20 protein-coding genes and 1 tRNA gene are annotated in these 22,689 nt (G+C 66.4%); 8 read left to right on the top strand and 13 right to left on the bottom strand.

Going from position 1 to position 22,689, the window contains the following annotated elements; translation table 11 throughout:
- Positions 1 to 5: 5 nt before the first annotated feature.
- From HF989_RS08560 to HF989_RS08550, 3 genes are read right to left on the bottom strand one after another with little or no spacing between them, the layout of a single operon-like run.
- Entirely contained in the window at positions 6 to 467 is a 462-nt protein-coding gene (locus HF989_RS08560; protein WP_168685673.1) for a hypothetical protein, read from the bottom strand.
- A gap of 54 nt (positions 468 to 521) precedes the next feature.
- A complete protein-coding gene (locus HF989_RS08555) occupies positions 522 to 2,615 on the bottom strand; it encodes a YhgE/Pip domain-containing protein (protein ID WP_168685671.1) in 2,094 nt (697 codons plus the stop codon).
- Positions 2,612 to 3,226, bottom strand: a complete 615-nt coding sequence (locus HF989_RS08550) for a hypothetical protein (protein WP_168685669.1) — start codon at positions 3,224 to 3,226, stop codon at positions 2,612 to 2,614. Before HF989_RS08550 ends, HF989_RS08555 begins: the two co-directional genes overlap by 4 nt.
- A 95-nt stretch (positions 3,227 to 3,321) precedes the next feature.
- Here HF989_RS08550 and HF989_RS08545 point away from each other — a divergent pair, with 95 nt between their 5' ends.
- A complete protein-coding gene (locus tag HF989_RS08545) occupies positions 3,322 to 3,876 on the top strand; it encodes a TetR/AcrR family transcriptional regulator (protein WP_168685667.1) in 555 nt (184 codons plus the stop codon).
- On the opposite strand, the gene HF989_RS08540 is transcribed toward HF989_RS08545, so the two are convergent.
- Positions 3,873 to 4,580 carry a hypothetical protein gene (locus HF989_RS08540; protein WP_168685665.1) on the bottom strand — a complete coding sequence of 236 codons (708 nt, stop codon included), beginning with the start codon at positions 4,578 to 4,580 and terminating at the stop codon, positions 3,873 to 3,875. The genes HF989_RS08545 and HF989_RS08540 overlap by 4 nt on opposite strands.
- A gap of 276 nt (positions 4,581 to 4,856) precedes the next feature.
- Here HF989_RS08540 and HF989_RS08535 point away from each other — a divergent pair, with 276 nt between their 5' ends.
- The 4 genes from HF989_RS08535 to HF989_RS08520 all read left to right on the top strand — a co-directional run bounded on the left by HF989_RS08535 (position 4,857) and on the right by HF989_RS08520 (position 9,458).
- On the top strand, positions 4,857 to 5,807 hold the full coding sequence (locus tag HF989_RS08535) for a methylenetetrahydrofolate reductase (protein WP_168685663.1): 951 nt from the start codon (positions 4,857 to 4,859) through the stop codon (positions 5,805 to 5,807).
- A complete protein-coding gene (gene metE / locus HF989_RS08530; protein WP_168685661.1) occupies positions 5,804 to 8,056 on the top strand; it encodes a 5-methyltetrahydropteroyltriglutamate--homocysteine S-methyltransferase in 2,253 nt (750 codons plus the stop codon). The genes HF989_RS08535 and metE overlap by 4 nt, the downstream gene beginning before the upstream one ends.
- Before the next feature lie 152 nt (positions 8,057 to 8,208).
- On the top strand, positions 8,209 to 8,730 hold the full coding sequence (locus HF989_RS08525) for a peptidylprolyl isomerase (RefSeq protein ID WP_168685659.1): 522 nt from the start codon (positions 8,209 to 8,211) through the stop codon (positions 8,728 to 8,730).
- 56 nt (positions 8,731 to 8,786) lie between these two features.
- Positions 8,787 to 9,458, top strand: coding sequence for a rhomboid family intramembrane serine protease (locus tag HF989_RS08520; protein ID WP_168685657.1), 672 nt, complete (start codon positions 8,787 to 8,789; stop codon positions 9,456 to 9,458).
- A gap of 239 nt (positions 9,459 to 9,697) precedes the next feature.
- Here the strand turns inward: HF989_RS08520 and crgA are convergent, their stop codons facing one another.
- From crgA to HF989_RS08480, 8 genes are read right to left on the bottom strand one after another with little or no spacing between them, the layout of a single operon-like run.
- Positions 9,698 to 9,976 carry a cell division protein CrgA gene (gene crgA / locus HF989_RS08515; RefSeq protein WP_168685655.1) on the bottom strand — a complete coding sequence of 93 codons (279 nt, stop codon included), beginning with the start codon at positions 9,974 to 9,976 and terminating at the stop codon, positions 9,698 to 9,700.
- Positions 9,977 to 10,012: 36 nt separating this feature from the next.
- Positions 10,013 to 12,067 (bottom strand): Stk1 family PASTA domain-containing Ser/Thr kinase, encoded by a 2,055-nt coding sequence (pknB, locus tag HF989_RS08510; RefSeq protein ID WP_210729124.1) that lies wholly within the window; start codon positions 12,065 to 12,067, stop codon positions 10,013 to 10,015.
- Complete coding sequence (locus HF989_RS08505) at positions 12,068 to 13,537, bottom strand: serine/threonine-protein kinase (RefSeq protein WP_168685647.1); 1,470 nt, start codon at positions 13,535 to 13,537, stop codon at positions 12,068 to 12,070. It lies immediately after the preceding gene.
- Positions 13,538 to 14,983, bottom strand: a complete 1,446-nt coding sequence (locus HF989_RS08500) for a penicillin-binding transpeptidase domain-containing protein (RefSeq protein WP_168685632.1) — start codon at positions 14,981 to 14,983, stop codon at positions 13,538 to 13,540.
- Positions 14,980 to 16,326, bottom strand: a complete 1,347-nt coding sequence (locus HF989_RS08495) for an FtsW/RodA/SpoVE family cell cycle protein (RefSeq protein ID WP_168685630.1) — start codon at positions 16,324 to 16,326, stop codon at positions 14,980 to 14,982. Before HF989_RS08495 ends, HF989_RS08500 begins: the two co-directional genes overlap by 4 nt.
- A complete protein-coding gene (locus HF989_RS08490) occupies positions 16,323 to 17,675 on the bottom strand; it encodes a protein phosphatase 2C domain-containing protein (protein ID WP_168685628.1) in 1,353 nt (450 codons plus the stop codon). Before HF989_RS08490 ends, HF989_RS08495 begins: the two co-directional genes overlap by 4 nt.
- Positions 17,672 to 18,121, bottom strand: a complete 450-nt coding sequence (locus HF989_RS08485) for an FHA domain-containing protein FhaB/FipA (protein WP_168685626.1) — start codon at positions 18,119 to 18,121, stop codon at positions 17,672 to 17,674. The genes HF989_RS08490 and HF989_RS08485 overlap by 4 nt, the downstream gene beginning before the upstream one ends.
- Positions 18,122 to 18,131: 10 nt before the next feature.
- A complete protein-coding gene (locus HF989_RS08480; RefSeq protein ID WP_168685624.1) occupies positions 18,132 to 18,998 on the bottom strand; it encodes an FHA domain-containing protein in 867 nt (288 codons plus the stop codon).
- Positions 18,999 to 19,166: 168 nt separating this feature from the next.
- Between HF989_RS08480 and HF989_RS08475 the strand changes: the two genes are divergently transcribed.
- From HF989_RS08475 to HF989_RS08465, 3 genes are all read left to right on the top strand, one after another.
- Positions 19,167 to 19,250, top strand: a tRNA-Leu gene (locus HF989_RS08475).
- Positions 19,251 to 19,489: 239 nt separating this feature from the next.
- The gene (locus HF989_RS08470) at positions 19,490 to 20,041 is read left to right on the top strand and encodes an LURP-one-related/scramblase family protein (protein WP_168685622.1); all 552 of its coding nucleotides are present in this window, start codon (positions 19,490 to 19,492) and stop codon (positions 20,039 to 20,041) included.
- Between the two features lie 5 nt (positions 20,042 to 20,046).
- Positions 20,047 to 21,399 (top strand): MFS transporter, encoded by a 1,353-nt coding sequence (locus HF989_RS08465; RefSeq protein WP_168685620.1) that lies wholly within the window; start codon positions 20,047 to 20,049, stop codon positions 21,397 to 21,399.
- Here the strand turns inward: HF989_RS08465 and HF989_RS08460 are convergent.
- Positions 21,396 to 22,688: a hypothetical protein gene (locus tag HF989_RS08460; protein ID WP_168685618.1), complete on the bottom strand. Its 1,293-nt coding sequence runs from the start codon at positions 22,686 to 22,688 to the stop codon at positions 21,396 to 21,398. The genes HF989_RS08465 and HF989_RS08460 overlap by 4 nt on opposite strands.
- Between the last annotated feature and the right edge of the window lies 1 nt (position 22,689).

The raw sequence follows: 22,689 nt of genomic DNA, 5'->3' as shown, positions 1-22,689 counted from the left end.
GAACGCTACTTCCTGGGCAGCGCGGCCAGCGCGAGGCCCGCGCCCACAAGCCAGGCATCTTTCGCCATGGACGTGCCGGCGTCGGACGGGCGGATGCCGTCGTCTTCGGTGTACTGGTCGCCGCGGAAGTACATGCTGAGCAGGCCAGCGCCGAACGCGGTGAGGCCCAGGCCGGCCAGGCGGTTCGGGATCAGGGGGCACAGCAGGGCCGCGCCGAGCGCGGTTTCTGCGGAGGCGAGGCCGGTGGCGAACGTCTCGGCGTCGACCTGGCCGAGCTGCGGGATGCCGTCCACAGCCATATCGCGCAGGCCCTCCGCGCCTTCCTTGTCCACCTTGAACTTGCCTAAGCCGGCGTTCAGGATGAACGCGCCGGTCGGGATGCGCAGGGCCGCGGAAACAAGGCGAAGGCCCGTCTTGTCCTTCTTGGTAAAGCCGCGTGACGGGAGGAGATTCAGCGGGTTAAACACGGGCGGGATCCTTTTCTGATTGTGCGGAAAGTGTCTACCTCGCCCATCGTAGGGCTAAACCGTCAACTCGGGGTGGAGGTGGCGCAGCTGCATCACCCGGCGGGCGCGAAGTGCCAGGCAGGATATGACCACGGCGCCCACACCCACGGCGAGCAGGACGGTGACGGCGGTCCACACGCGCGGGTCGTACGTGGCGGTGTCGAACAGTGCATAGCGCATCAGGTCCACCGAGTAGCGCATCGGATCCCAGCTGTGCACCCACTGGATGAACTCGGGTTGCACTTCGGGCGGGTACAGGCCGTTGGACGCCACCAGTTGCAGCGACATCAGCGCCATGGTGGCCAAGCGTCCGGGCGCTGGGCCGAGCGCGGTGTTGAGCGCCAGGATGGCGGCCACGAACACCCAGGAGACAAAGACCAATACCCCGAACATGGTCAGCGGGTGCACCGGCTCGATATTCAGGATGTAGACCTGCATGACCCAGAGCGCGACGGACTGGACGAAGCCGATGATGAACGAGGGGATCATCGTGTACAGCAGCACGCGCAGAGGGTTCGTGCCGGAGTCGATGGCGCGGCGGCTAAACGGCGGCATGATCATGTACATAATCAGCACGCCGAACCACAGGGACAGCGACAGGAAGAAGGGGCTCAGGCCCTTGCCAAAGAAGGTGAGGCCGTCGCCGATGTGCTGGGTGCGCACCGGCTCTGCCGTCGCGTCGATGGCCTTGTCCAGACGCTCGCCCTCCCAGCTCGGTGCCTTCTCGGCGCCGTCGGCCAGGCTCATGGAGAGCTCGCCGGTGCCGTCGGAGAGCTTGATCAGGCCGTCGTTCAGGTCGCCCAGGCCCACCACCAGCTGGCTCGAGCCGGCCGCCAACCTCGACGTGGCGTCGGTGGCCGTGCTGGCCGCCACCACCAGCTTGCCGGTGCCGTCCTTCAGGGTGGTCACGCCCGCGAGCAGGGTGCCGGAGCCGTCCTGCAGGCGCTTCAGGCCGTCCGCCAGCGTCTTCGACGCTTCCGTCGCCTGGTCCACGCCGCTGCGGTACTGGGCGTTCGGGTCGGACAGCTCGGTTGCCAGCTTGTGGGCGCCGTCCTGCAGCTGCAACAGCTGGCCCACCAAGTCGTTCTGCGTGACTGCCTGCAGCGGCCCGGAGTTGACCTGCAGCTGCACACCGCGGGCCTGGTCCGCCAGCTGCTGGGAGCCCGGGATGGGGGAGCGGTCCAAGTCCGCGATCACGTTGTTCAGGTTCGCGTTGATGTCGTCCAACGCGGCCTGCAGCTCGGTGATCTTGCCCGCGAAGCCCGCGATCTTGTCCACGCCGCCAGCGATCTGCGTAGCGCCGTCGCCAAGCTGCTGCGTACCCGATTGCAGCTTCACCATGCCGTTGGACAGCTGGTCGGCGCCGTCGGAGGCGGTGTTGAGGCCATCGTTGAGCTGCTGGGCGCCGTCCTGCAGACGGCTCGCGCCGTCGTCGAGTTTGGTCGCGGCGTCCGGCAGTTCTTGGACCTTGTCGTTGAGCTGCTGGATGCCGTCGTTGAGCTTCGTGCCGCCCTCGTTGAGCTTTTCGGAACCTTCGTGGGCGGTGTTGGCGCCCTCGTCGAGCTGCTCAGCGCCGTCCGCGGCCTTGTGCACGCCGTCGGACAGGGTGTTGATGCCCAAGAAGAGCTGCTCGGCAACCTTGCCGCCCACGGTGTCGGACACGGCCGACGCGATGGCGTCGGCAGCCTTATCGCCCAGCATGGTGGGGATAAAGCCGTTGGTCTCGTTCAACGTGATGTTGATCTTCGCGGCGTGCGGGTTGTCGTCCTGGACGCTGGTCACGGCCTCGCTGAAGTCCGTAGGGATCTCCAAGCCCAGGTAGTACTTGCCGGACGCGATGCCTTCCCTCGCCTCCTCGGCGCTCACCACCTGAAAGTCCAGCGGGCGCTGGTCCAGCAGCTCGTCGACGACTTCCTGGCCGTTCTCGCCCTCGTCGGAGTTGACCAGGGCGACCGGGAGCTTGTACAGGTTGCCCAGCGGGTCCCAGTACGACCAGACGAACAGGCCGCCGAAAAGCAGCGGGAGTAGGAAGATCGCCAAAATGGCAAGCTTGGGAAGCTTGCCGTGGGCGAACAGGCGGAAGTTGGATCCAATGTGCAGGCCGCTCATAGCCCCTCCTCATTCACTGTGTTCACCATGACGGGTAGGTAGGCCGCGACTCCCCGCAGGTCGCCCAGAATCTTCTTGCGGATGTCCATTTTGCGGACCTGGTCCACGTCATCCACAATCAGCATCTTCGCGTCCGGGCGGGCAATAAGACTCAGCAGAACGCGCAGGCGGAAACGGTCTGTCGGCCCGATGTCGCCGACCTGCGCCATCAAGTCGATGTCGGTCAGCTGCAGCGGCTCCAGCCACTTCTCCACGTGCGGGTGCGACTTGATTGCCTCGGACGTGCGCGGGGTGCGGGCGAAGAAGCCCTGCGACCACGCGATCTGCTCGCGCACCACGTCGCGGATGCGCACTAGGCGCTCCAGGCTGTCAATCTCCGTCACGCCGGCAAGCGCGACGTCCTTGAAGCGCTGGCGTGTGGCCGTCTCTTCGCCGTCGAGGAAAATGGTGCCGCTGTGCGGGTTGAAACGCCCTGCCAGCGCGAGGCTGAGCAGGGTCGAATCGGACTCTCGCCGCGTGTTCAGCAGGGTCAAGCCCCGGCCGATGTTGAACGTTTCCGGAGCGTCGCCCTTGCGTAGCACGAGGTCTTGGGTGCTGAGTATCGGGGTCATGCGGTCCCTTAACCGTAGGGTGGACTATCACTTAACTCGTGATATGGTGCTGCCCGACATAGCCACTGTCAAACCTAAAAGGGGGCGGGACAGATATGCGCGCAGACGCCAGGGCGAAGCGCGGCCAAATCATCGCCGCCGCGCTTGCTCAGATCGGCTCCCGGCCGAACTCTGAAATCACGCTCGAGGGCATCGCCGCGGATGCGGGGGTGGGCATTGCCACGCTGTACCGCCACTTCCCCTCGCGCGCCGCGTTGTACGACGCGTGCGCCATCGTGTTCCTCGAGCAGATCGAGACGCTGCTCGACGCCACCCTCGACGGCTTTGAGGAGGACCCCGCCGGCCGGTTCGAGCGGTTCGTGTGGACGCTCGTGGAATCCAGCGTGGGCATCCTCACCACCGCGCTTGCCGCCGAGCCGAGCGCCGAAGCGGTAGTGGAGCGCCGCGACGCGTTCATGGACAAGGTGCAGCTGCTTATCGACGCTGCGGCCCCCTACGGCATCATCGCCCCGGGGCAGTCGCCGTGGCACTTGGCCACGGAGCTCATCATGGCCACCCGGCCGCTGGCGGCGCCGCTGGCGGAGCTTTTTCCCGACGTGCGCGACAGGCTGGTGCGCCACCTCATCGCCGGGTGGCGCACCACGGCTTAGCGGTCGTCCCGCAGCTCGTGGCGGCCGAATTCTGCGCCGCCGTCCGCGTTGTTCTGCGCTTCCGCCTCCGCCTCAAGGTCGTTGCGGGCGTGGGTGGTCTCCCGCTGGTTGTCTGCCAGGGTGTCCAGGGTGGTCAAACCGTCAGTGTCGGCCTCGTTGGGGTGCTGGCGGTCGTCCTCCGTGCGGGTGGAGTAGACGATGGTGGAGTTGCCCCGGCGGTCCGTCTCGGTGCGGGTGGGGGCGGGGTGAGTGGTGTTCGCCGTGTTGTCGCCGGTCAGCTTGTCCTTGAGGAAGAACTCCCACGCGGCCCAGGCGCCGCCGGCGAGTGCGGCGGTACCGAGGGTGGTCTTCACAACCTTGCCGAAGCCGCCTTTCTTCTTCTTCTTTGCGTCCTTGGCGTGGGCGCGGAGCAGCTCCTGGCGCTCCTTCCGGCTCGGGGCAGCCTCGGCGAAGGCGGCGCGGCGTCGGTCCAAACGGTCGTGCGCGTCGCGCGTGATGTCGCCGGCGTGCGCGCGAGCGGAGCCGTAGAGCTCCTCCAGCTCGCTGGGGCTCAACTTCTCGTGCAGGTTGTCCAAGTCGCCGTCCTTCAGGTTGTCCAGAAGGGACTGGTAGATGTCGCGCTCGCGCTTGTCGCTTTGCTCGCGCAGGTACTTCCGCGCCTGATTTGCGCCGGTGGCGACGAGGCCGATGGTCTTGAGGTTCATGGGATTCTCCTTGAGTTTCCTTGTGTTTCTCGTGGTTACGCGGCCCAGGGTAGCGAAATCCGCAGACGCCGACCGTGCGGTTGTGAACCAAGCGTTATGCAAAAGTGAACCAAGCTGTTCATTTTGCATGATTAACATTCACGGCGAAAAAGCGCGTGAACAGCGCAGACGGGGAAGAAAAACGGGCCCGCATTGTGGCCGCCATGTGGCCTTTATAAGTTTCAAGGCACCGTTTAACCACGGTGCAAAACATCCCCAGCCGAGAAAGGTCGTGCCATGTTCGAAGACACCCCTTCGACCAGGCTGTCCGCCTCGGCACCGCTGGACCGCGAGGGCGCCCCGCTGATCCGCCGCCCCCGCCCAAAACGCCAGCGCACCGCCCTGAGCTTTGAGATCATCCCGCCGCGCCCCACGGACGACAGCGCGAAGATCGACGAGCTCATCGCGGGCCTGGCCGAGTACAACCCGGACTACGTCTCCGTGACCAGCTCGCGCCGCAGCGAGTGGCTGGAAGGCACCGCCGCCGTGATCTCCCGCATCGAGGAGACCACCGATCTGCGCACCATCGCGCACCTCGCCTGCACCGCAGGCACGCGCGACGAGATCGCCGAGTGGGTGCGGGTGCTTATCGACGCCGGCGTGCGCGGGTTCCTCGCCCTGCGGGGCGACCTGCCCGAGACGGGACTTCCGGCAGATCACCTCCAGTACGCCACCGACCTGCTCAACCTGATCCAGGACGTGCAGGAGGAAGAGGCCTTCCGCCTCGCAGGCGGCAAGCTGGCCCTGTCCGTGGCCTGCTACCCCAAGGGGCACGCGGAATCGCGCAACCTAGACCACGACCTCGATGTGCTGCTGACCAAGCAGCGCCTGGGCGCGGACTTCGCCATCACGCAGCTCTTCTTCGAGGCCCAGGACTTCCTGGAGTTCGTGGAGGTGGCGCGGCTGGCGGGCGTGCGCATCCCGCTCATCCCCGGGATCATGCCTATGACCTCGTTGAAGCGGGTCAAGCGCATGGGTGAGTTGTCGGGGTTGGAGGTGCCGGAGGGCGTCGAGAAGCAACTGCGCGCCGCCGACGACGAGTACGAGGCCGGCATGCAGCTCACCGCCGACCTGGCGCGCGAGATCCTGGACGCCGGCACCGGGGGCTTACACGTGTACACGCACAACAACTTGGCCGTTACGCGGGACTTTTTGGACCGCATCGGAATAGATAGAGGACAACAATGACCACCTTCCCGAAAGCCACCATCGAGGGCTACCCCCGCATCGGCGCGAACCGCGAGCTCAAGCGCGCGCTGGAGAGCTACTGGGCGGGCCGCATCGACGCCGACACGTTCCGCTCCACCTCCCGCGCCCTGCGCGTGAACAACTACAACCACCTGCGCGACCTCGGCCTGACCGAGGATTACGCCATCCCCGCGGACGTCGCGCTCTACGACCAGGTGCTGGAGACCGCACTGACCGTCGGCCTGGTGCCGGGCGGCACTGACCTGGACGAGGAGTTCGCCCTCGCCCGCGGCAACGACACTCGCGTGCCGCTGGAGATGACCAAGTGGTTCGACACCAACTACCACTACCTGGTGCCGGAGATCGCCGCAGGCCAGGAGATCAAGGCTGTGCCGGAGCGCATCTTGCGCATCGTGGAGGAGGCGCGCGAGGCCGGCCACAAGGTGCGCCCGTACCTGGTCGGCCCGGTCACGCTCATCGCGCTGTCCAAGCCCGCCGAGTGGTCGCTGCTGCCCGCGCTTGTCGACGCCTACGGCGAGGTCTTCGCCGCCCTGAAGAACGCCGGCGTGGAATGGGTCCAGGTTGCAGAGCCGGCCGTGGTTGCAGACCTGTCCACCCCGGACGCCGAGATCGCCGGTTACCTGCGCGAGGCCTGGTCGAAGCTGCTTGCCTTCGACGAGCGCCCGAACGTCTACCTCACCACCCCGTACGGCGCCGCACGCGAGGCCCTGCCGGTCCTCGGCGAGCTGGGCGTGGAAGCCCTGCACGTGGACCTGTCCCCGTGGACCCTGGAGGCGGACTCCGGCTACCCCGAGCGCGTGCGCACCCAGATTCCGGAGTCCACCCACCTGGTCGCAGGTCTTGTCGACGGCCGCAACGTCTGGACCGCGAACCTGCGCGAGCGCACCGAGGTGCTCGAGTCCCTCGGCGACCGCCCGGTGTCCGTGTCCACCTCCACCTCCCTGCAGCACGTGCCGCACACCCTGAAGGCTGAGCGCAACATCCCGGTCGAGGTCGCCCCGTGGCTGGCCTTCGCCGACGAGAAGCTCGCCGAGATCCAGGCCCTGGTCGCCGGCGAGGAAGGCGCCAAGGAGGCGTTCGCCCAGTCCGACCGCGCCGTGCGCACCCGTGCCGAATCCGAGACCATCCACAACGCTGCCGTTGTCGACCGCGTCGCAGCGCTGCCGGAGGGCGAGGTCAAGCGCGAGCCCGCGTTCAGCGAGCGCAACAAGGTCCAGCGCGAGGAGCTCGGCCTGCCCACGCTGCCCATCACCACCATCGGCTCCTTCCCGCAGACCCCGGAGATTCGCAAGGCCCGCGCCGACCACCGCGACGGCGTGCTCACCGACGAGCAGTACACCGAGGCGCTCAAGCAGGAGATCAAGCAGGTCATCGAGCTGCAGGAGGAAATCGGCGTGGACGTGTTGGTCCACGGCGAGGCCGAGCGCAACGACATGGTGCAGTACTTCGCCGAGCTTCTCAACGGCTTCGTGGTCACCGAAAACGGCTGGGTCCAGTCCTACGGCTCCCGCTGCACCCGTCCGCCGATCGTGGTCGGCGACGTCTCCCGCCCGGAGGCCATGACCGTGGAGTGGGCGCGCTACGCCCAGTCCCTGTCCGAGAAGCCGGTCAAGGGCATGCTCACCGGCCCGGTGACCATCCTGGCGTGGTCTTTCAAGCGCGACGACGTGCCACTGTCCGTCTCCGCTGACCAGATCGCGCTCGCGCTTGCCGACGAGGTCCGCGACCTGGAGGAAGCCGGCATCAAGGTCATCCAGATCGACGAGCCGGCGCTGCGCGAGCTGCTCCCGCTGCGTGCGGACGACCGCGCCGCCTACCTGGACTGGGCCGTGCGCGCCTTCAGGTTGGTCTCGTTGCAGGCGAAGCCTGCGACCCAGATCCACACCCACCTCTGCTACTCCGAGTTCGGCCAGATCATCGACGCGGTCGCCGGCCTGGACGCCGATGTGACCTCCATCGAGGCCGCCCGTTCCAAGATGGAGCTGCTCGAGGACATCGACGAGACCTTCCATTCCGAGATCGGCCCGGGCGTGTGGGACATCCACTCCCCGCGCGTGCCGGCCACCGAGGAGATCGCAGGCCTGCTGCGTGCTGCCCTAGAGAACGTGCCCACCGAGCGCCTCTGGGTCAACCCGGACTGCGGCCTGAAGACCCGCGGCTACAAGGAGGTCGAGCCCTCCCTGCGCAACCTGGTCGCGGCCCGCGACGAGGTCGTCGGCGAGCTGTAAGCCGTAGTCGATTCGCCCGCCGTGTGTAAGCGTTGACATGCGGCGCGGCTAATACGGCTGTGGCCAGCGGGTTCATACCTGAGCGTCCGTCCAGGATGTCAACTTTTGCAGGTTTTGGATGTGGGTCTTGCAACCCGCGTACCCTAGAGGGCATGACGCAAAAGACTCAGACGATGACTCTGCACACCAACCACGGTGACATCGCCATCGACCTCTTCGGCAACCACGCGCCGAAGACGGTCGAGACCATCACCGGCTTGGCTAAGGGCACGACCGAATACTCCACCAAGAACGCCTCCGGCACCACCGAGGGCCCGTTCTACGATGGCGCGATCTTCCACCGCATCATTCCGGGGTTCATGATCCAGGGTGGCGATCCGACCGGCACCGGCACCGGCGGCCCGGGCTTCCAGTTCGCCGACGAGTTCCACCCGGAGCTCCAGTTCGATCGCCCGTACCTGCTGGCAATGGCGAACGCCGGCCCGGGCACCAACGGCTCCCAGTTCTTCATCACCGTGGACGCGACCCCGTGGCTGAACAACCGCCACACCATCTTCGGTGAGGTCACCGACGAGGCCTCCAAGAAGGTCGTCGACGAGATCGCCAACGTGAAGACTGGCCGCATGGACCGCCCGGTTGAGGACGTTGTGATCGAATCCATCGACATCGCCTAAGCCGCCACGCATCAAGCCCCCGCCCCGCGCGGGGGCTTTTTCGTACCCTGAAGACCATGCCTGCACTCCGCGACCTACCCCGCACCGCCCCCGCCACCACTGTTATCGCATCGATCTGCACCGTCGTGTTCCTCGTCGCAGCGCTCCAGGCCCGCTCGCTGACGGACGTGGTGTGGGATTCGGCGGTCGGTGCCAGCACCGTCCTGTACGGCCCGGAGGTCTACGGCGCGGGTTACCTGCGCGCACTCACCGCTGGTTTCATGCACCTGGACATCACGCACCTCTTCCTCAACATGCTGATGCTCGTCCTAGTGGGTGCGGAGGTGGAGCGGTTCATCGGCACCGGGCCGTTCGCGCTGGCGTGGGTGGCGGGGGCCCTGTGGGCGTCGGCAAGCGTGCTCGCAATGAGCTTCACGACGCCCACCGCCGGCGCTTCCGGCGCGCTCTACATGCTCATGGCGGTACTGGTTGCCATCGCCTCCCGGCGCTCGACGGATCTGCGGGCGCCACTTGCGCTGGTCGCGGTCAACGTGGCGTATACGCTGCTGAGCCCGGCGGTGTCGTTGTGGGGCCACCTGGGCGGGCTGGCGGCGGGGGCGGCAATGGCGTGGCCGCTGACCTCCCGGAACGCGCGCACGCGCTGGATCACCGCAGGGGCAGCCACCGTAGCTGCGTGCGTTGTCATATGGGTGCTGACGATCCCGTCCACGCTCCCCGTGTACGTATGAGTTGTCCACAGCAGTTATCCACAATGTGGAGAACTACAGCCGTGTAGTTCCTCGAACGACACGTCGAACGGCCCACCCGACACGCCGACAAAACCAGGCGTTTTCGAACCGGGAGCAGCACATTTCCCACCCCTGTGAAGTTTGTGCACAGAGTTATCCACAAGTGTGGAAAGTTGTCGGGCGCAAGAAAACCGGGATGCGGCACATATGTGCCACATCCCGGTTACCGGGCCTGAGCGCTAACGCCAGCCCATGGTCATGAGCAGGCCGAGAATCATGCCAGCGAAGCCAATGGCGTAGTTCCACGGGCCGAGCTGCGTGAGCCACGAGATCTGGTCGCCCGCCAGGTAGTACAGGATGAGCCAGGCCAGGCCGAAGATCATCAGCCCGAACATGATCACCTTGTACCACACCGGGGTGCCGCCCGTATTCACCTTGACCGGGGTGCGGATGGTGCCGGCGGCGGTGCTGCTGCCGGCTGGGCGGATGGGATCCTTGGTTACTTTTGCTTTAGGCATGGAGTGCACTCCCTAGGTTTGTACGGATATCTACGTCTACAGTCCAAGCCCGCGCTGCACGTTACGCAGCGCGTTTTGCGGGTTCCGGGGCTGAACTGTATCAGGCTGGCCTCCGGTCGCATTGCTCTGCGGGACGAGCTCGGCGGCGTCGAACTTCCACAGGTTGTAACCAATCGCTTGGTCTTTGCGGATCGTGTCGCCTGCGGGAACTTCCTGGTGGCCGATCAGTCCGCTGTCTACGAGCGCCCCGGTAGGCACGGTCGGCCCCGGAGTCAGGCGGCCGTTCCAGCCCGCGTCGCGCAATGTGCGCTCAGCTTCGGCCGGATCAAGGCGGGTGATCTGCGGCATGGTCATGAGCATGCCGTTGGAGACGCGTAGCTCAACGGTGGTGCCGGTTTCCACATCGGTGTTCTCGCCGGCGACTGCGAGGACCTCTCCCTCCGGCTTGGCGGAGTCCACGCTGGTCACGGTGGAGCGCAGCTGCAGCGAGGACAGGGTGGCGGTGGCTTGTTCCACGTTCAGGCCCACCAGGGACGGCACTTGCACCATTCTGGGACCGGAGGAGACGGTGATGGTGATCCGGGAGCCCTTCGCAATCTGCGTGCCGCCAGCCGGCTGCTGGGTCAGGATGACGCCTTCGGGGATGTTGTCGCTAGTTTCGCGGCGCACGCTCGGGTTGAGTTCCAGCCCGGCGTTCTTCAACTCCTCGACCGCTTCCTCGGTGGTCAGGTTTGTCACGTCGGGCACGTCCGTCATCTCCTTGCCGGAGGAGACGGTCAGGGTGATCTGGGTGCCCCGCTTCAGCTCGGAGCCGGCGGCGGGGTTGGTGGAGATCACGTTGCCGCGTTTGATGTCTGGGTTGGGTTCCTCCATTACGCTGACGGAGAAACCAAGGCCTTCGAGCTCGCGGATGGCGTCGTTACGCGGCACGTCGATAAGCTCCGGCACCTGCACCATTGCTTCTTGCACGGGCGAAGGCGCGCTTTCCTCGTCGGCGGAGAAGTAGTCGTAGACAAACCAGCACACGACAGCGGCCAGCAACAGGCCTAGCAGTGCGGCCAGCCACTTCAGCCAGTTGGAGGCGGTTTTCTCGTTTGCGGCGCGGTGGTCGGCGTAGCGCGTGTGGCCGGCTGGCTCGACCGGCTCTCTGGGCGCCACGGGTTCGCGCACCACGTCGCCGACTACGACCGTGTTGTCCTCGGACAGCAGATCGGCGCTCGACAGATGGTTCTGCGCGGCGGTGGTGACGCTGCCGCGCTCGAGCAGCTCCAGGTCAGCACCCATCTCGTTTGCCGTTTGGTACCTGTCGGCGGGGTGCTTTGCCATCGCGGTCAGGATGACAGCGTCCACGTTGACCGCCTCGTTGTCGGACAGCGCAGCCGCGATCCGCTCCGACGGCGGCACGGGGTCTTCCTGCACATGCTGGTAGGCCACGGCGAACGGCGACTCGCCCTCGAAGGGCGGGACGCCGGTGACCGCTTCGTACATGACGCAGCCGAGCGCGTAGATGTCGCTGCGCGCGTCCGCAGGTTTGCCCCGCGCCTGCTCGGGGGATAGGTACTGCGCGGTGCCGATGACGGCCGAGGTTTGCGTCATGGCGGAGGTGGAATCGTCCAACGCCCTCGCGATGCCGAAGTCCATGACCTTCACGGCACCCGTGTTAGTCACCATGATGTTGGCGGGCTTGATGTCGCGGTGGATAATGCCAGCGTCGTGGCTGGCCTGCAGCGCACGTGTGACCGGTAGCAGCAGCTTGGCGGCGCGCTCGGGCGACAGCGAACCCTCGTTGCGCACGATGTCGCGCAGGTTCATACCGTGGACGCGCTCCATCACGATGTAGGGCACGTCTACGCCGGACGTTTCCACGGCGCCGGTGTCGTAAACCGAGACGATGTTGGGGTGGTTCAGCCGCGCGGAGTTCTGCGCCTCTCGGCGGAAGCGCTCGCGGAAGTTTTCGTCGCGCGCCAGGTCGATCTTCAGCATCTTCACGGCGACCTGACGCCCCAAGGACACGTCGGTGGCGGCATACACGTCCGACATGCCGCCGGTGCCGATGATTTCGCCGAGTTCGTACCGGTCCGCGATCAGCATTTACCTGCCACCTCCGAGCAAGTTCCCAAGATTCGGCAAGTCTATCGCAGTAGTGGTCTGGTTTCCGGCCTCAGGAGCGCTGCTCGTCGGCGGCACCATCTCCGGCGTGGACTGCACCGCTGAGGTCTCGGGGCGCGCGGGTTCAGCCGGGGCGGCGGGCGCCGATTCCGGGGCCGTGTCCTCGACGCGCAGGGTGCCCGGGTTGCGCGACTGCGTGACGGTGGTACGTTCGCGCCGCGTGGTTGTCTCGGTGACCTCTTCCTGGGTCTCCTCGACCTCGCTCGGGGTGGTCACGGTCGTGGTCCGCGGAGTGGTGGCCGGGGAGTCGCCGCTGGAACGGTCGAACAGCCCGGCAGTGTACGCCCAGGCAACACCGCCGCCGACCAGCGCCAAAGCGAGCAGGGTGGCAATGATGGGGCCCGCCGATGAGCCCTTTTTCGCGGGCGCGGGCGCGGGTTCGGCCGGAGGACGTCGGGAAGCAACGGCCCGGGTCGGCGCCGGCGTGTAGGAACCCTCCGGGCGCGCGGTCCGCTCGTCGGCGACGCTGGCCAGCATCTGGGTGGACGCGGTCGCGGACGGCTCCGTGGCCACTACCTGGGTGTGGCCGCCGGGCTGGGCGGGGCGGAGCCCTTGGCGGACCTGGGAGATGGCCAGCTGGAACTCGTTGCCGTCGTAGAAGCGCTGGCCGGGATCCTTGCGCAGCGCGATCTCGATGAGCTCACGCGCGGGCGCGGAGACGCTGATCGGCAGCGCAGGCGGCTCAGCGGACACGTGTGCCAGTGCCACCGACACCGACGAGTCGCCGGTGAACGGGCGTTTGCCGGACAGCAGCTCGTAACCCACAACGCCCAGAGAGTAGACGTCGCTCGCGGCGGTGACCTTGATGCCCTGGGCCTGCTCCGGAGAGACGTACTGCGCGGTGCCCACGACCATGCCGGTGCGGGTCAGCGGCACCGCGGCCGCGGCCTTGGCAATGCCAAAGTCGGTGATCTTCACCTGCCCGTTCTGGGTGATCATGAGGTTGCCCGGCTTGATGTCGCGGTGCACCAGGCCCATGCGGTGGATCACGGCCAAGCCGTGGGCAGCCTGCTCGAGTACGTCGAGAGCCATGGCCTCCTCCAGCTGCCCCTCGCGCGCGATCAGGTCCGCGAGCGACTCGCCGCGGATGTACTCCAAGATTATGAAGCAGACGGTGAATCCCGCGCCGGTGTCGGCCTCCCGGTAGTCGTAGGTGGCCACCACGTTGTCGGAGTTGATGCCCTGCGCGCTCAGGGCCTCGTTGCGGAAGCGCGCCAGGAACTCGGCGTTGGAACTGTACTCGGGGCGCAGCACCTTGATGGCAACTTCGCGCTCGTTGGCCAGGTCGTCGGCCAGCCACACGGTGGACATGCCGCCGTGGCCGATGATCCACTGCAGCTGGTAGCCGTCGCCGACGAGCCGCTGGAGGTCCTCGCGGTTTTCGGTGTTCATCTACTCTGCTCCTTCCACAGGTGCGGGGGCGGCGCGCAGGACGGCGCGGCCGATGGGGCCGGAGACCTGCCCGCCTGTGGCGGCCTCGCCGAGATTGCCGCCGTTTTTCACCACGACGGCCACGGCAACGTCCTTCGCCGGGTCGAACGCGACGTACCACACGTGCGGCGCGGCGCCCTCGGCGTGCTCGGCGGTGCCGGTCTTGGAGGCGAACCCGTTGCCGTCGTAGCCGTACGACCAGCGCTCGGATCCGTACATCAAGTCCGTGATCGTCGCGGCTTCCTCCTCCGTTACGGCCTCGTTCAGCTCCACCGGTTTGGTCTCTTTAACGACCTTGCCGTCCGCGTTACGCACCGCGCGCACGACGTGCGGCTCCATGCGCTTGCCCTTGTTGGCGATAGTCGCGCCCATCACCGCAGCCTGCAGTGCCGTCATGGTCACGTCGCGCTGGCCGATCGCGGACTGCGCCAGCTCCGCACCGCCAGGCAGCTCGCCCAGCGAGCCGGCCGCGTTGGGCAGGCCGAGGTCGTAGCTCTGGCCGACACCGAAACGGTCCGCCGCGTCGCGCAGCGCATCCGCGCCCACCGCGAGACCCATTTGCACGAAGGCCGTGTTGCACGAAAGGGCGAAGGCGGTGCTCAGCGGCACTTGACCGCCGCCGGCGCATGCCTGGCCGCCGTAGTTGGTCAGCGGGATGTTGTCGGTGCCGGGCAGGATGATCTGCGCCTCACCGGTCAACGGCGAATCGGGCGTGTAGCCGTTTCGCAGGCCCGCGGCGGTGGTGATGATCTTGAAGATCGAGCCCGGCGGCAGCTGCTCTTGCGTCGCGTGGTTCAGCAGCGGGTTAGCCGGGTTGCTGTTCACCTGCGCCCAGGCGTCCTCCGAGGTCGCTGGGTTGGCGACGCCGTTGGGGTCGTAGCTAGGGGTCGATGCCATGGCGAGCACCTCGCCTGACGACGGCCTGACGGCCACAACCGCGCCCTCGTAGCCCGGTTCAGCCAGCTGGTCGAACGCAAAGGCCTGCAGGCCGGGATCCAGGGTCAGCTCGACCGTGTCGCCCTTATTGCCGTCCTCTGTGCCGGTGCGCAGGAAGCGGGAGGAGGTGCCGGAATCCCCGGTGAGTTCGCCGTTGTACGTGGCTTCGAGCTGGGAGGTGCCGAACTGGTCGGAGGCGTAGCCCACCACCGGGGCGAAGGACCACGGCATGTTGGGGTATGCGCGCTGGTAGAACCCGGTCTCCTCGTCGCGGTAGCTCTGGGCGAGCACGGTGTCGCCGGCGACGATGTCGCCGCGGTTGGTGCGTTTGAGCTCCATGAGAATGCGCGAGTTGTGCGGGTCCTGCGCGTACTCATCTTCGCGCATGCCCTGCACCACGGAATAGTTGACCAGCAGCGCCACAATGAGCAGCAGCGAGACGACGGCGCCGAAACGGATGGACTTGTTCATCGCACGCTCACCTCCTCAGGCTGGGCGGCGGCAACAGCGTCGTAGTCCGCCGGGCGGTTCGCGCCGTTGGAGATGCGCAGCAGCAGGCCCAGCAGGATGTAGTTGGCCATCACGGAGGAACCGCCGGCAGACATGAACGGCGTGGTCAGGCCGGTCATCGGAAGCATGGCGGACACGCCGCCGGCGACCACGAAGATCTGGATGGCAATGGTCAGCGCGAGCCCGGAAGCCAGCAGCTTGCCGTAGGAGTCGCGCGCCTGCATCGCGGTGCGGAATCCGCGAGTGATGAAGACGCCGAACAGGCACAACACCGCGGCGATGCCCACGAAGCCAAGCTCCTCGCCGAGGGCGGCCAGGATGTAGTCCGAGTGCGCGACGGGCACTAGTTCCGGGTGGCCGTACCCCAGCCCAGTGCCGGTGATGCCGCCCCAGCTCAGCCCGATCAACGCGTTGGCGGGCTGGTTGCCAATGCCCTCGAAGTCCGCGAACGGGTCAAGGAAGTTGCTCACGCGCTCCTGGATTTTGGAGCTGACCTGGTACACGGCGTAACCGCCGATAGCGACCAGCGCCAGGCCGATGGCCAGCCAGGACGCACGCCCGGTGGCGAAGTAGACCATCCCCAGCACGGTGGCGAACAGCAGCAGCGCCGGCCCGAAGTCGTTGGATACAGCCATGATCAAGATGGCGATAGCCCACACCATCAGGATCGGGGCGAGATCGCGCAGGCGCGGGAACGTCAGGCCCGCGAAGCGCCTGCCGGCCACGGTGAACAGCGCCCGTTTCTGGGCCAGCAGCTGAGCGAAGAAGATCAGCAGCAGGATCTTAGAAAATTCGCCGGGCTGGATGGAGAAGGGGCCGAGCCACAGCCAGATCCGCGCCTCTTCGTACCCGGGGGGCTGCGGCCACACCAGCGGCAGCGCCAAGAGGATCAGCCCCACAAGACCCAGCAGGTAGGAGTAGCGGGACAGGGACTTGTGGTCCCGCACCACGATCAGAGTCAGCACCATCAGGCCAACGCCGACCAGGGACCACAGCATCTGGCGCTCTGCCAGCGGGCCGTACCCGGGGCGTTCCGCTAGGTCAAGGCGGTAAATTACCACCAGACCGATGGCATTGAGTAGCGCCACCACGGGCAGCATCACCTGGTCCGCGTAGGGCGCCAAGACGGCGATGGCCACGTGGGCGATGGCGTAGACGCCGACGAACCCGCCGATGATGTAGAGCATCTCTGTGGACAGGGTGCGGCCTTGGCTCGTCTCTAAGCCGAACAGCATGAGCGCGAGCAGGCCTGCGGCGAAGAGCAGGAGGAGCAGCTCACGGCTGCGGGAGCGCAGTCTGTTCATCGAATCTCCCTGCACGTGTCGTTGTCGGGCGTCTGACTGTCCACGCAGCCTGGCAGCGCCTGATCTGCCAGCTCGTTGAGCTTGGCCAGCACGTCGTCGTAGGAGCCGGTGACGGTTTCCACCTCGCGCTGGTCCTTGGGCAGGTCCTGCACGTTGAAGACGTGGCAGTCACCCGGCGTGGAGTCTTTGGCAATGACGCGCAGTTTGCCGTCAGGGTTCAGACAGGCGTGCTGGATGTCCTCGGTCTGCGCTTCGGCGAAGAGGTTGTCGCGGGTGGTGTGCTGCACCGCGAACTCGCCGGAGCCTTCAACCTTCAGCGTGTAGCTGTCCATATCGCGCGACTGCGCCCACGCCAGGCCGGCCACGGCCAGGACGAGAAGCAGCACGAGTGTCGCGACCACCCACGGCCACACCGATGACGCCTGTTTCGTACCAGTGCCGCTAGTGTGGCCCTCCTCATCGTCGGAGAGGTCGGCGTCCTGCGTCTTCGCGCGGTTGTGGTCCGGCGTGATGGTCTCGGACTTGCGCAGCAGCGCCGCCGCCCGGGAGGCGGCCGAATCCGGGTGGGACGACTGGTAGTCCGGGGCCAACGCCCCAGCCTTCACTACGGCGCGGGATTGCCCCGCGCCCTCGTCGCCGGCGACCACCTCGGCTACCACGACCGTCACGTTGTCTGGCCCGCCGGAGCGCAGCGCCAGCTCAACCAGTCGCTGGGCGGCCATCTCCGGCGTGCCGTCGCCCAACGCGATCTCGATGGTCTCCCGCGTGACTGGGTCGCTCAGACCGTCGGAGCACAACAGCACGCGGTCGCCCGGTTGCACCTGCAGTGTCTCCAGGCGCGGCTCGACCGGTCGGCCGGTGTAAGCCTTGAGGATCAGGGATTTCTGCGGGTGGGAGGACACGTCTTCGGGCGCGAGCCTGCCGTCGTCCACGAGCGACTGCACGAAGGTGTCGTCAACGGTGATTTGGCGAAGCTCGCCGTCGCGAAGCAGGTAGCCCCGCGAATCGCCAACGTGGATGAGGCCGAACTCGCGGCCGTTGAACATCAGCGCGGTCAGCGTGGTGCCCATGCCAGCTTGCTCCGGGTGCTCGGCCACCGATGCCTCGATAGCCGCGTTGGCGTCCTCGGCCGCGGCACCCAGCAACGCGAGCACGTCCGCGTCCTCCGGGTCGCGGTCGAGGTGCTCGAGGTGCTCCACCATGATCTGGCTGGCCACCTCGCCGGCGGCGTGGCCGCCCATGCCGTCCGCGAGCACAAGCAGGTTCGGCCCCGCGTAGGCGGAATCCTCGTTGTTGCCCCTGACAAGGCCACGGTCGGACACCGCAACGAAATTCAGCGAGAGCTTCACGGCATCAGCCTCACAATCGTGCGTCCCATCTTCATGTCCGTGCCCACGGTCACCCGTTCAGGCTGATCAATGCGCACCCCGTTGACGAAGGTGCCGTTGCGCGAATCCAAATCCTCCACAAACCAATCGCTGCCCCTGCGGAACAGGCGCGCGTGGCGTGACGAGGCGAAATCGTCTCCCAGCTGGAAATCATTGTCGCCAGCTCTGCCGACAGTAAAGTCCTCCAAGCTGGCAATTTCCATGTGCGACCCTTTCAGCGGCCCCTCAACCACCGCAAGAGTCCGCGCCTTCTCCCTGGGCGAGGCCACAGGGGCAGCGGCTTGGCGACGCACAGCTCCGCCCGCCGACACCACATCCTTTCTCTGGGTCCACATGACCAGAAAGATGAAGACCCACAGCAAGGCCAACAGGCCGAAACGGGCGCTCAGGATGACTGTCGAATCCATGGTGTCCCCTCTACGGGCGGAAGTATTCGGTGCTGGGGTGGGACACCGAGTCCGTGAACTGCGGCTGGCTTCCGCCCGCCTGCGGCTGGTCCTGCGCGCCGACGATGCGGACCTCGATGTTGGAGTGGCCCAGCGTGATGACGTCGCCGTCCGCGAGCATCCAGTTGTCCACCGGCTCGTCGTTGACCGTGGTGCCGTTCGTGGACTGCAGGTCCACCAACACAGCCACCTCGCCGTCCCAGGTGATCTCCGCGTGCTGGCGCGAGACGCCCGTGTCCGGCAAGCGGAAATCCGAATCGTTGGAGCGGCCCAGGATGTTGGAGCCCTCGTGCACCAGGTAGGTGCGCGACGAGCCGTCCTGCAGCAGCAGGCTTACCGTGGGTTGTTGGGGGTTTTCCGGGGTGGGTTCGGACATTGCATCCTCCTTCAATTGCGAGCGTGAGGCGCGGCGCTTTGTCGGCTCAGCCACAATGGCGTCAAAGCCGCTGGCAACGTCCGGCATGGTGTCGATGTAGCTGGACACCCGGAGCTGGCCAGTGCGCAGGCCCGACTCCTCCGCGATACGCACAACCGCAGGGCCGTCAAGGAACCACTGCTTGTTGCGCACGTACCGCATGAGCTGGTCGGCGAGGTCCGCAGGAAGATCGCGGTTCCGCGACAGGTTTTCCAGGTCCTTCGAGGACACGCCAACTGCGTAGACGTTGGGGGCGACGTATTCGTCCCTGTCCGTCACCACCAGCGAGTCCTGGGCCTCTTGTTTCACCAGCTCTTCGATCTCTTCAGGCACAACCTTGCCGCCAAACAGCGCCGCCATTGAGTTGTCCAAGCCGCGCTGCAGGGAACTGTCCAGCTTTGCCAGCCTGTCCATCACTGCCATCTTCGTGCGCACCTCCTTTCTTCACATGCGAATTTCAGTAACTCGGACAGTATAGGTGGCCAGCCCGACACGACCTATCCGTCCAGCGTGCGCCCGTTGACGTAAAAGGGCAATGCGCTGCGGATTTGTAGTTACTGTGACCTACGTTCTATATTGATCAAGTCGCCCGCCCGGGTGGCGGAATTGGCAGACGCGCTGGCTTCAGGTGCCAGTGTTCGCAAGAACGTGGGGGTTCAAGTCCCCCCCCGGGCACAGATCGGTCCCGACCCACACTCTTCGGAGCGCGGGTCGGGATTTTTCGTGCACGCCCCGGGGTAGTGGGAATTTGTTCATGCCCTAGTGAATAACTTGCCGGTGTCGCGTCGGCGTCCTGCAGGAAGTGAACAAATCCACCTTCCTAGCCGGTAAGAATTCACCGCCCGCGGAAAATCAGTGAACAAATTTGCGGGGCGGGTAAAAAAGCTCCCCCCGCCCGCGCTAGATTTGTCGATATGTGGGCGGAACGCGAAATCGTCGTAAAGCAAACGAAAGCGCTCGGGCGCGACGCGTTTGCCATCGAAACTCCGAATGGGCAGCTGCTTGGCACCGCCCGCCAGACGCGGAAGATGAGCAACCTGGTCAAAGCATCGCGCGGGGTGGAGGTGTTCGACGCGGCTGGCGCGCATGTGCTGAGCATCGAGGACCCGGCCAACTTCATCCGCGACCAGTACGTCGTGCACCTGGCAGACCCGCCGATGGAGCTGGCGAGGCTGACCAAGCGGTTTGCATGGTTGGGCTCCAAGTTCGACGTGGAGGTCGCGGGCCTACCGGACCTGCAGATCCAGGGCCAGGTGTTCGACCTGAACTACGCGCTGACCAGCCAGGGCCAAGAGATCGCGCGCGTGGATGCGGAATACTCCGGGATGGGGCGGATGCTAATGGGCAAGACCAGCTACCGCGTGGCCATCCAACCGGGCCTGGACCAGCGCCAACACGCGGCGGTGATTGGCATCGCGCTCGCGATCGACATGCGGCGCGCGAAGATGCGGAGAAACTCGGGATAACAGGCATGACAAAAGCGCATCGCTGGGGCTTTTTCGCGGTGGTGTCGCTGGGCTTGCTGGTGATCAGCCTGGACAACTCCATCCTGTACACCGCGCTGCCGGCGCTGGAGCGCAGCCTGGGCGCCAGCCCCGAGCAGGGCCTGTGGATTATCAACGCCTACCCGCTCGTACTGTCCGGATTGCTGCTGGGCACCGGCGCGCTAGGGGACAGGGTCGGCCACCGCCTGATGTTCCTCGCCGGACTGGTGATTTTCGGCGCGGCATCCCTCGGTGCCGCGTTCGCGCCGGGACCGTTCGCGCTCATTCTCGCCCGCGGCCTGCTCGGCGCGGGCGCCGCGGTGATGATGCCGGCCACCCTCGCCCTGATCAGGCTCACGTTCCCTGACGAGCGCGAACGCAACACCGCAATCGGCATTTGGGGCTCCGTCGCCGTCGCGGGTGGCGCGCTCGGCCCAGTCGTGGGCGGCGCATTGCTGGGGCACTTCTGGGTCGGCTCCGTGTTTCTGATCAACGTGCCCATCGTTGTCGGCGCACTCGTGCTCACCGTCGCCCTCGCGCCGCCGAACCTTCCCAACCCGGACAAACGGTGGGACCTGGTCTCGTCCCTGTACGCGCTTGTCGCCCTGTCCGGCCTGACCATGGCCATCAAGCAGGCCGCTAACCCGCAAAGCGGCGCGTGGCTTTTCGGCGGGGTCGCGGCGGCCGTCCTGGGCGGCTGGCTGTTCGTGCGCCGCCAGCACCGGTTGGAGGACCCTCTGCTCACCTTCGAGATCTTCCGCTCCCGCATGTTCACCGGAGGCGTGCTCGCGGCGGTGGGCGGCATGTTCGTCCTCGCGGGCGTGGAGCTGATGACCACGCAGAAACTGCAGCTTATCGACGAGCTGACGCCCCTTGCCGCCGGGGCCACCGTCGCCGTGATGGCCGCAGCCGCCATACCGGCGAGCGCGCTCGGCGGCGCGTACCTCCATGCGGTTGGTTTCCTGCCGCTTATCGCGGGCGGTTTCGCTGGTGCGGCAGTGGGCGCGGGGGTACTGGTTGCCGGAGGGACGTGGATAGGGTTGGTGCTGCTGGGACTGTCGGCGGGGTCGGTGATGAGCGTGGCCTCGATTGCGATCATCGGGTCCGCCCCCATGCACCGCTCCGGCATGGCCGCCGGTGTGGAGGAGGTCTCCTACGAGCTGGGCACGCTGGTGACAGTGGCGCTGACCGGGTCGTTGCTGCAGGCTGGCCTGGACCGCGGGGTGGAGTACACCGTCGCGTACAACAGCGTGATCGCGGTGCTGGGGGCGGCGGCCGCGGCATTCTGCGTGGCAACTTCGGTGTGCTTCCGCGGGAATCCGAAGTCTGGCGGCGCTTAGTACAGCTCCCGCGTTGCGGACTCGATGTCCTGAATGAGGAAGCAGTTCGTGTACGGCAAGTCCTCGGCGGTGCCTTCGGTGTCCAAAAAGTCAACCGCCAGGTGGTTAAGCAGGGGCACGACGTCGGGCGGCTGCCTGTTCACCACCCGGGCGAACCCGATGTCCTGCTCGGCGTAGGCGGCGAATAGCGCGTCCTTCACGGCGTTCGCCGCGTCGTCGTTGCCGGTAGGGAACGTGACGCGGAAATCCCGCGGGATGCAGAAGTACAGGGCGTTGGCGTACTCGAAGACCGCGTCGTCGTCGCCGGCTTCGGCGGCGGCCGTCAGGGCGTCGAAAAGCAGGCGCCCATGCGCGGCGGACGCATTGCGCGCGACGATGTGCTCGAGCGCCTCGCCCACAGCTTCCACCAGCCCGTCGCGCCGGGAGGGGTCCCCGGCGAGTATGCCCGTGCACTCCTGGGCGTGGGCGCAGGAGAGGTAGTACTCCACCGCGCTGGTCTCGTAGGCGAGGTAGCTGAAGTGCGCGTCCAGGCCGCGGCGCAGGTCGCGCAGGATCTCGTACGGCAGCTCGGTGCCGTCGTCCACGATGTCCGCGTGGAGGATGAACCTGCCGGCACGCCAGTGACGGTCCATGATCAGCGTCGAGTCCCGGTAGTTGGGGTAGAGGTCCGCCGCGAAAACCATCCGGCCCTCGGCGTCGAATTCCGGCTCGGTGGTGAACTGCACGGACAGCGCGTCGATGTCAGGCATGCGCGTGAACGCGAAATCCTCCACTGTCTGCGTGTCGTCCACCACGGCGTACTCGTCCGCGGAGGGCTCGGACAGCGGCCGGACCATCACCGCCTCGAGCTCGTCCCACGCGCCCTCCATTGCGTCCTCGATCTCAAACTCCCCGGCGAGCTGTACGGCGTATTCCGCCAGGCAGTAGGCGTACGAGAACCGCGGCTCCACCTGCTCCAACCGGCCCAGCGCGTCGCGCAGCCCCTTGAGGTAGAAGAACTGGTCCGACACGTGCCCGTCTTCGGCGTCGCGCGCGAGCTCGAAGCACTGCCACGCGTACGCGAGGTCCGCGTAATGGCGCGGCTCTGCCACCCGTGAGCGCCCGTGCGGCCGCCACATGGCGCAAAAAGCGTCCAGGTACGCGTTGACGTTGCGCAGCTCGCGCTCGTCCAAGCTGCCGCTGATGCGCCAGGTGATGTCGTAGCCCCCGCACACGCCGGCTCCTTTGATGAGGTTCATGCGCTCCATCAAACTCGGCCCGCCGACATCGCCAGCGATCCGTTCGAACATG

The organism is Corynebacterium mucifaciens (assembly GCF_012396315.1).
In the GTDB taxonomy this organism is placed as follows: Bacteria; Actinomycetota; Actinomycetes; order Mycobacteriales; family Mycobacteriaceae; genus Corynebacterium; species Corynebacterium mucifaciens.
The sequence above is the reverse complement of the archived record's forward strand: the minus strand, read 5'-3'. Positions and strand labels throughout refer to the sequence as shown.

Excerpts from the sequence above, each read along its gene's own strand:
- HF989_RS08555 (WP_168685671.1), bottom strand. The coding sequence starts at position 2,615 with ATGAGCGGCCTGCACATTGGATCCAACTTCCGCCTGTTCGCCCACGGC.
- HF989_RS08550 (WP_168685669.1), bottom strand. The coding sequence starts at position 3,226 with ATGACCCCGATACTCAGCACCCAAGACCTCGTGCTACGCAAGGGCGAC.
- HF989_RS08545 (WP_168685667.1), top strand. The coding sequence starts at position 3,322 with ATGCGCGCAGACGCCAGGGCGAAGCGCGGCCAAATCATCGCCGCCGCG.
- HF989_RS08540 (WP_168685665.1), bottom strand. The coding sequence starts at position 4,580 with ATGAACCTCAAGACCATCGGCCTCGTCGCCACCGGCGCAAATCAGGCG.
- HF989_RS08535 (WP_168685663.1), top strand. The coding sequence starts at position 4,857 with ATGTTCGAAGACACCCCTTCGACCAGGCTGTCCGCCTCGGCACCGCTG.
- metE (WP_168685661.1), top strand. The coding sequence starts at position 5,804 with ATGACCACCTTCCCGAAAGCCACCATCGAGGGCTACCCCCGCATCGGC.
- HF989_RS08525 (WP_168685659.1), top strand. The coding sequence starts at position 8,209 with ATGACGCAAAAGACTCAGACGATGACTCTGCACACCAACCACGGTGAC.
- HF989_RS08520 (WP_168685657.1), top strand. The coding sequence starts at position 8,787 with ATGCCTGCACTCCGCGACCTACCCCGCACCGCCCCCGCCACCACTGTT.
- crgA (WP_168685655.1), bottom strand. The coding sequence starts at position 9,976 with ATGCCTAAAGCAAAAGTAACCAAGGATCCCATCCGCCCAGCCGGCAGC.
- pknB (WP_210729124.1), bottom strand. The coding sequence starts at position 12,067 with ATGCTGATCGCGGACCGGTACGAACTCGGCGAAATCATCGGCACCGGC.
- HF989_RS08505 (WP_168685647.1), bottom strand. The coding sequence starts at position 13,537 with ATGAACACCGAAAACCGCGAGGACCTCCAGCGGCTCGTCGGCGACGGC.
- HF989_RS08500 (WP_168685632.1), bottom strand. The coding sequence starts at position 14,983 with ATGAACAAGTCCATCCGTTTCGGCGCCGTCGTCTCGCTGCTGCTCATT.
- HF989_RS08495 (WP_168685630.1), bottom strand. The coding sequence starts at position 16,326 with ATGAACAGACTGCGCTCCCGCAGCCGTGAGCTGCTCCTCCTGCTCTTC.
- HF989_RS08485 (WP_168685626.1), bottom strand. The coding sequence starts at position 18,121 with ATGGATTCGACAGTCATCCTGAGCGCCCGTTTCGGCCTGTTGGCCTTG.
- HF989_RS08480 (WP_168685624.1), bottom strand. The coding sequence starts at position 18,998 with ATGGCAGTGATGGACAGGCTGGCAAAGCTGGACAGTTCCCTGCAGCGC.
- HF989_RS08470 (WP_168685622.1), top strand. The coding sequence starts at position 19,490 with ATGTGGGCGGAACGCGAAATCGTCGTAAAGCAAACGAAAGCGCTCGGG.
- HF989_RS08465 (WP_168685620.1), top strand. The coding sequence starts at position 20,047 with ATGACAAAAGCGCATCGCTGGGGCTTTTTCGCGGTGGTGTCGCTGGGC.
- HF989_RS08460 (WP_168685618.1), bottom strand. The coding sequence starts at position 22,688 with ATGTTCGAACGGATCGCTGGCGATGTCGGCGGGCCGAGTTTGATGGAG.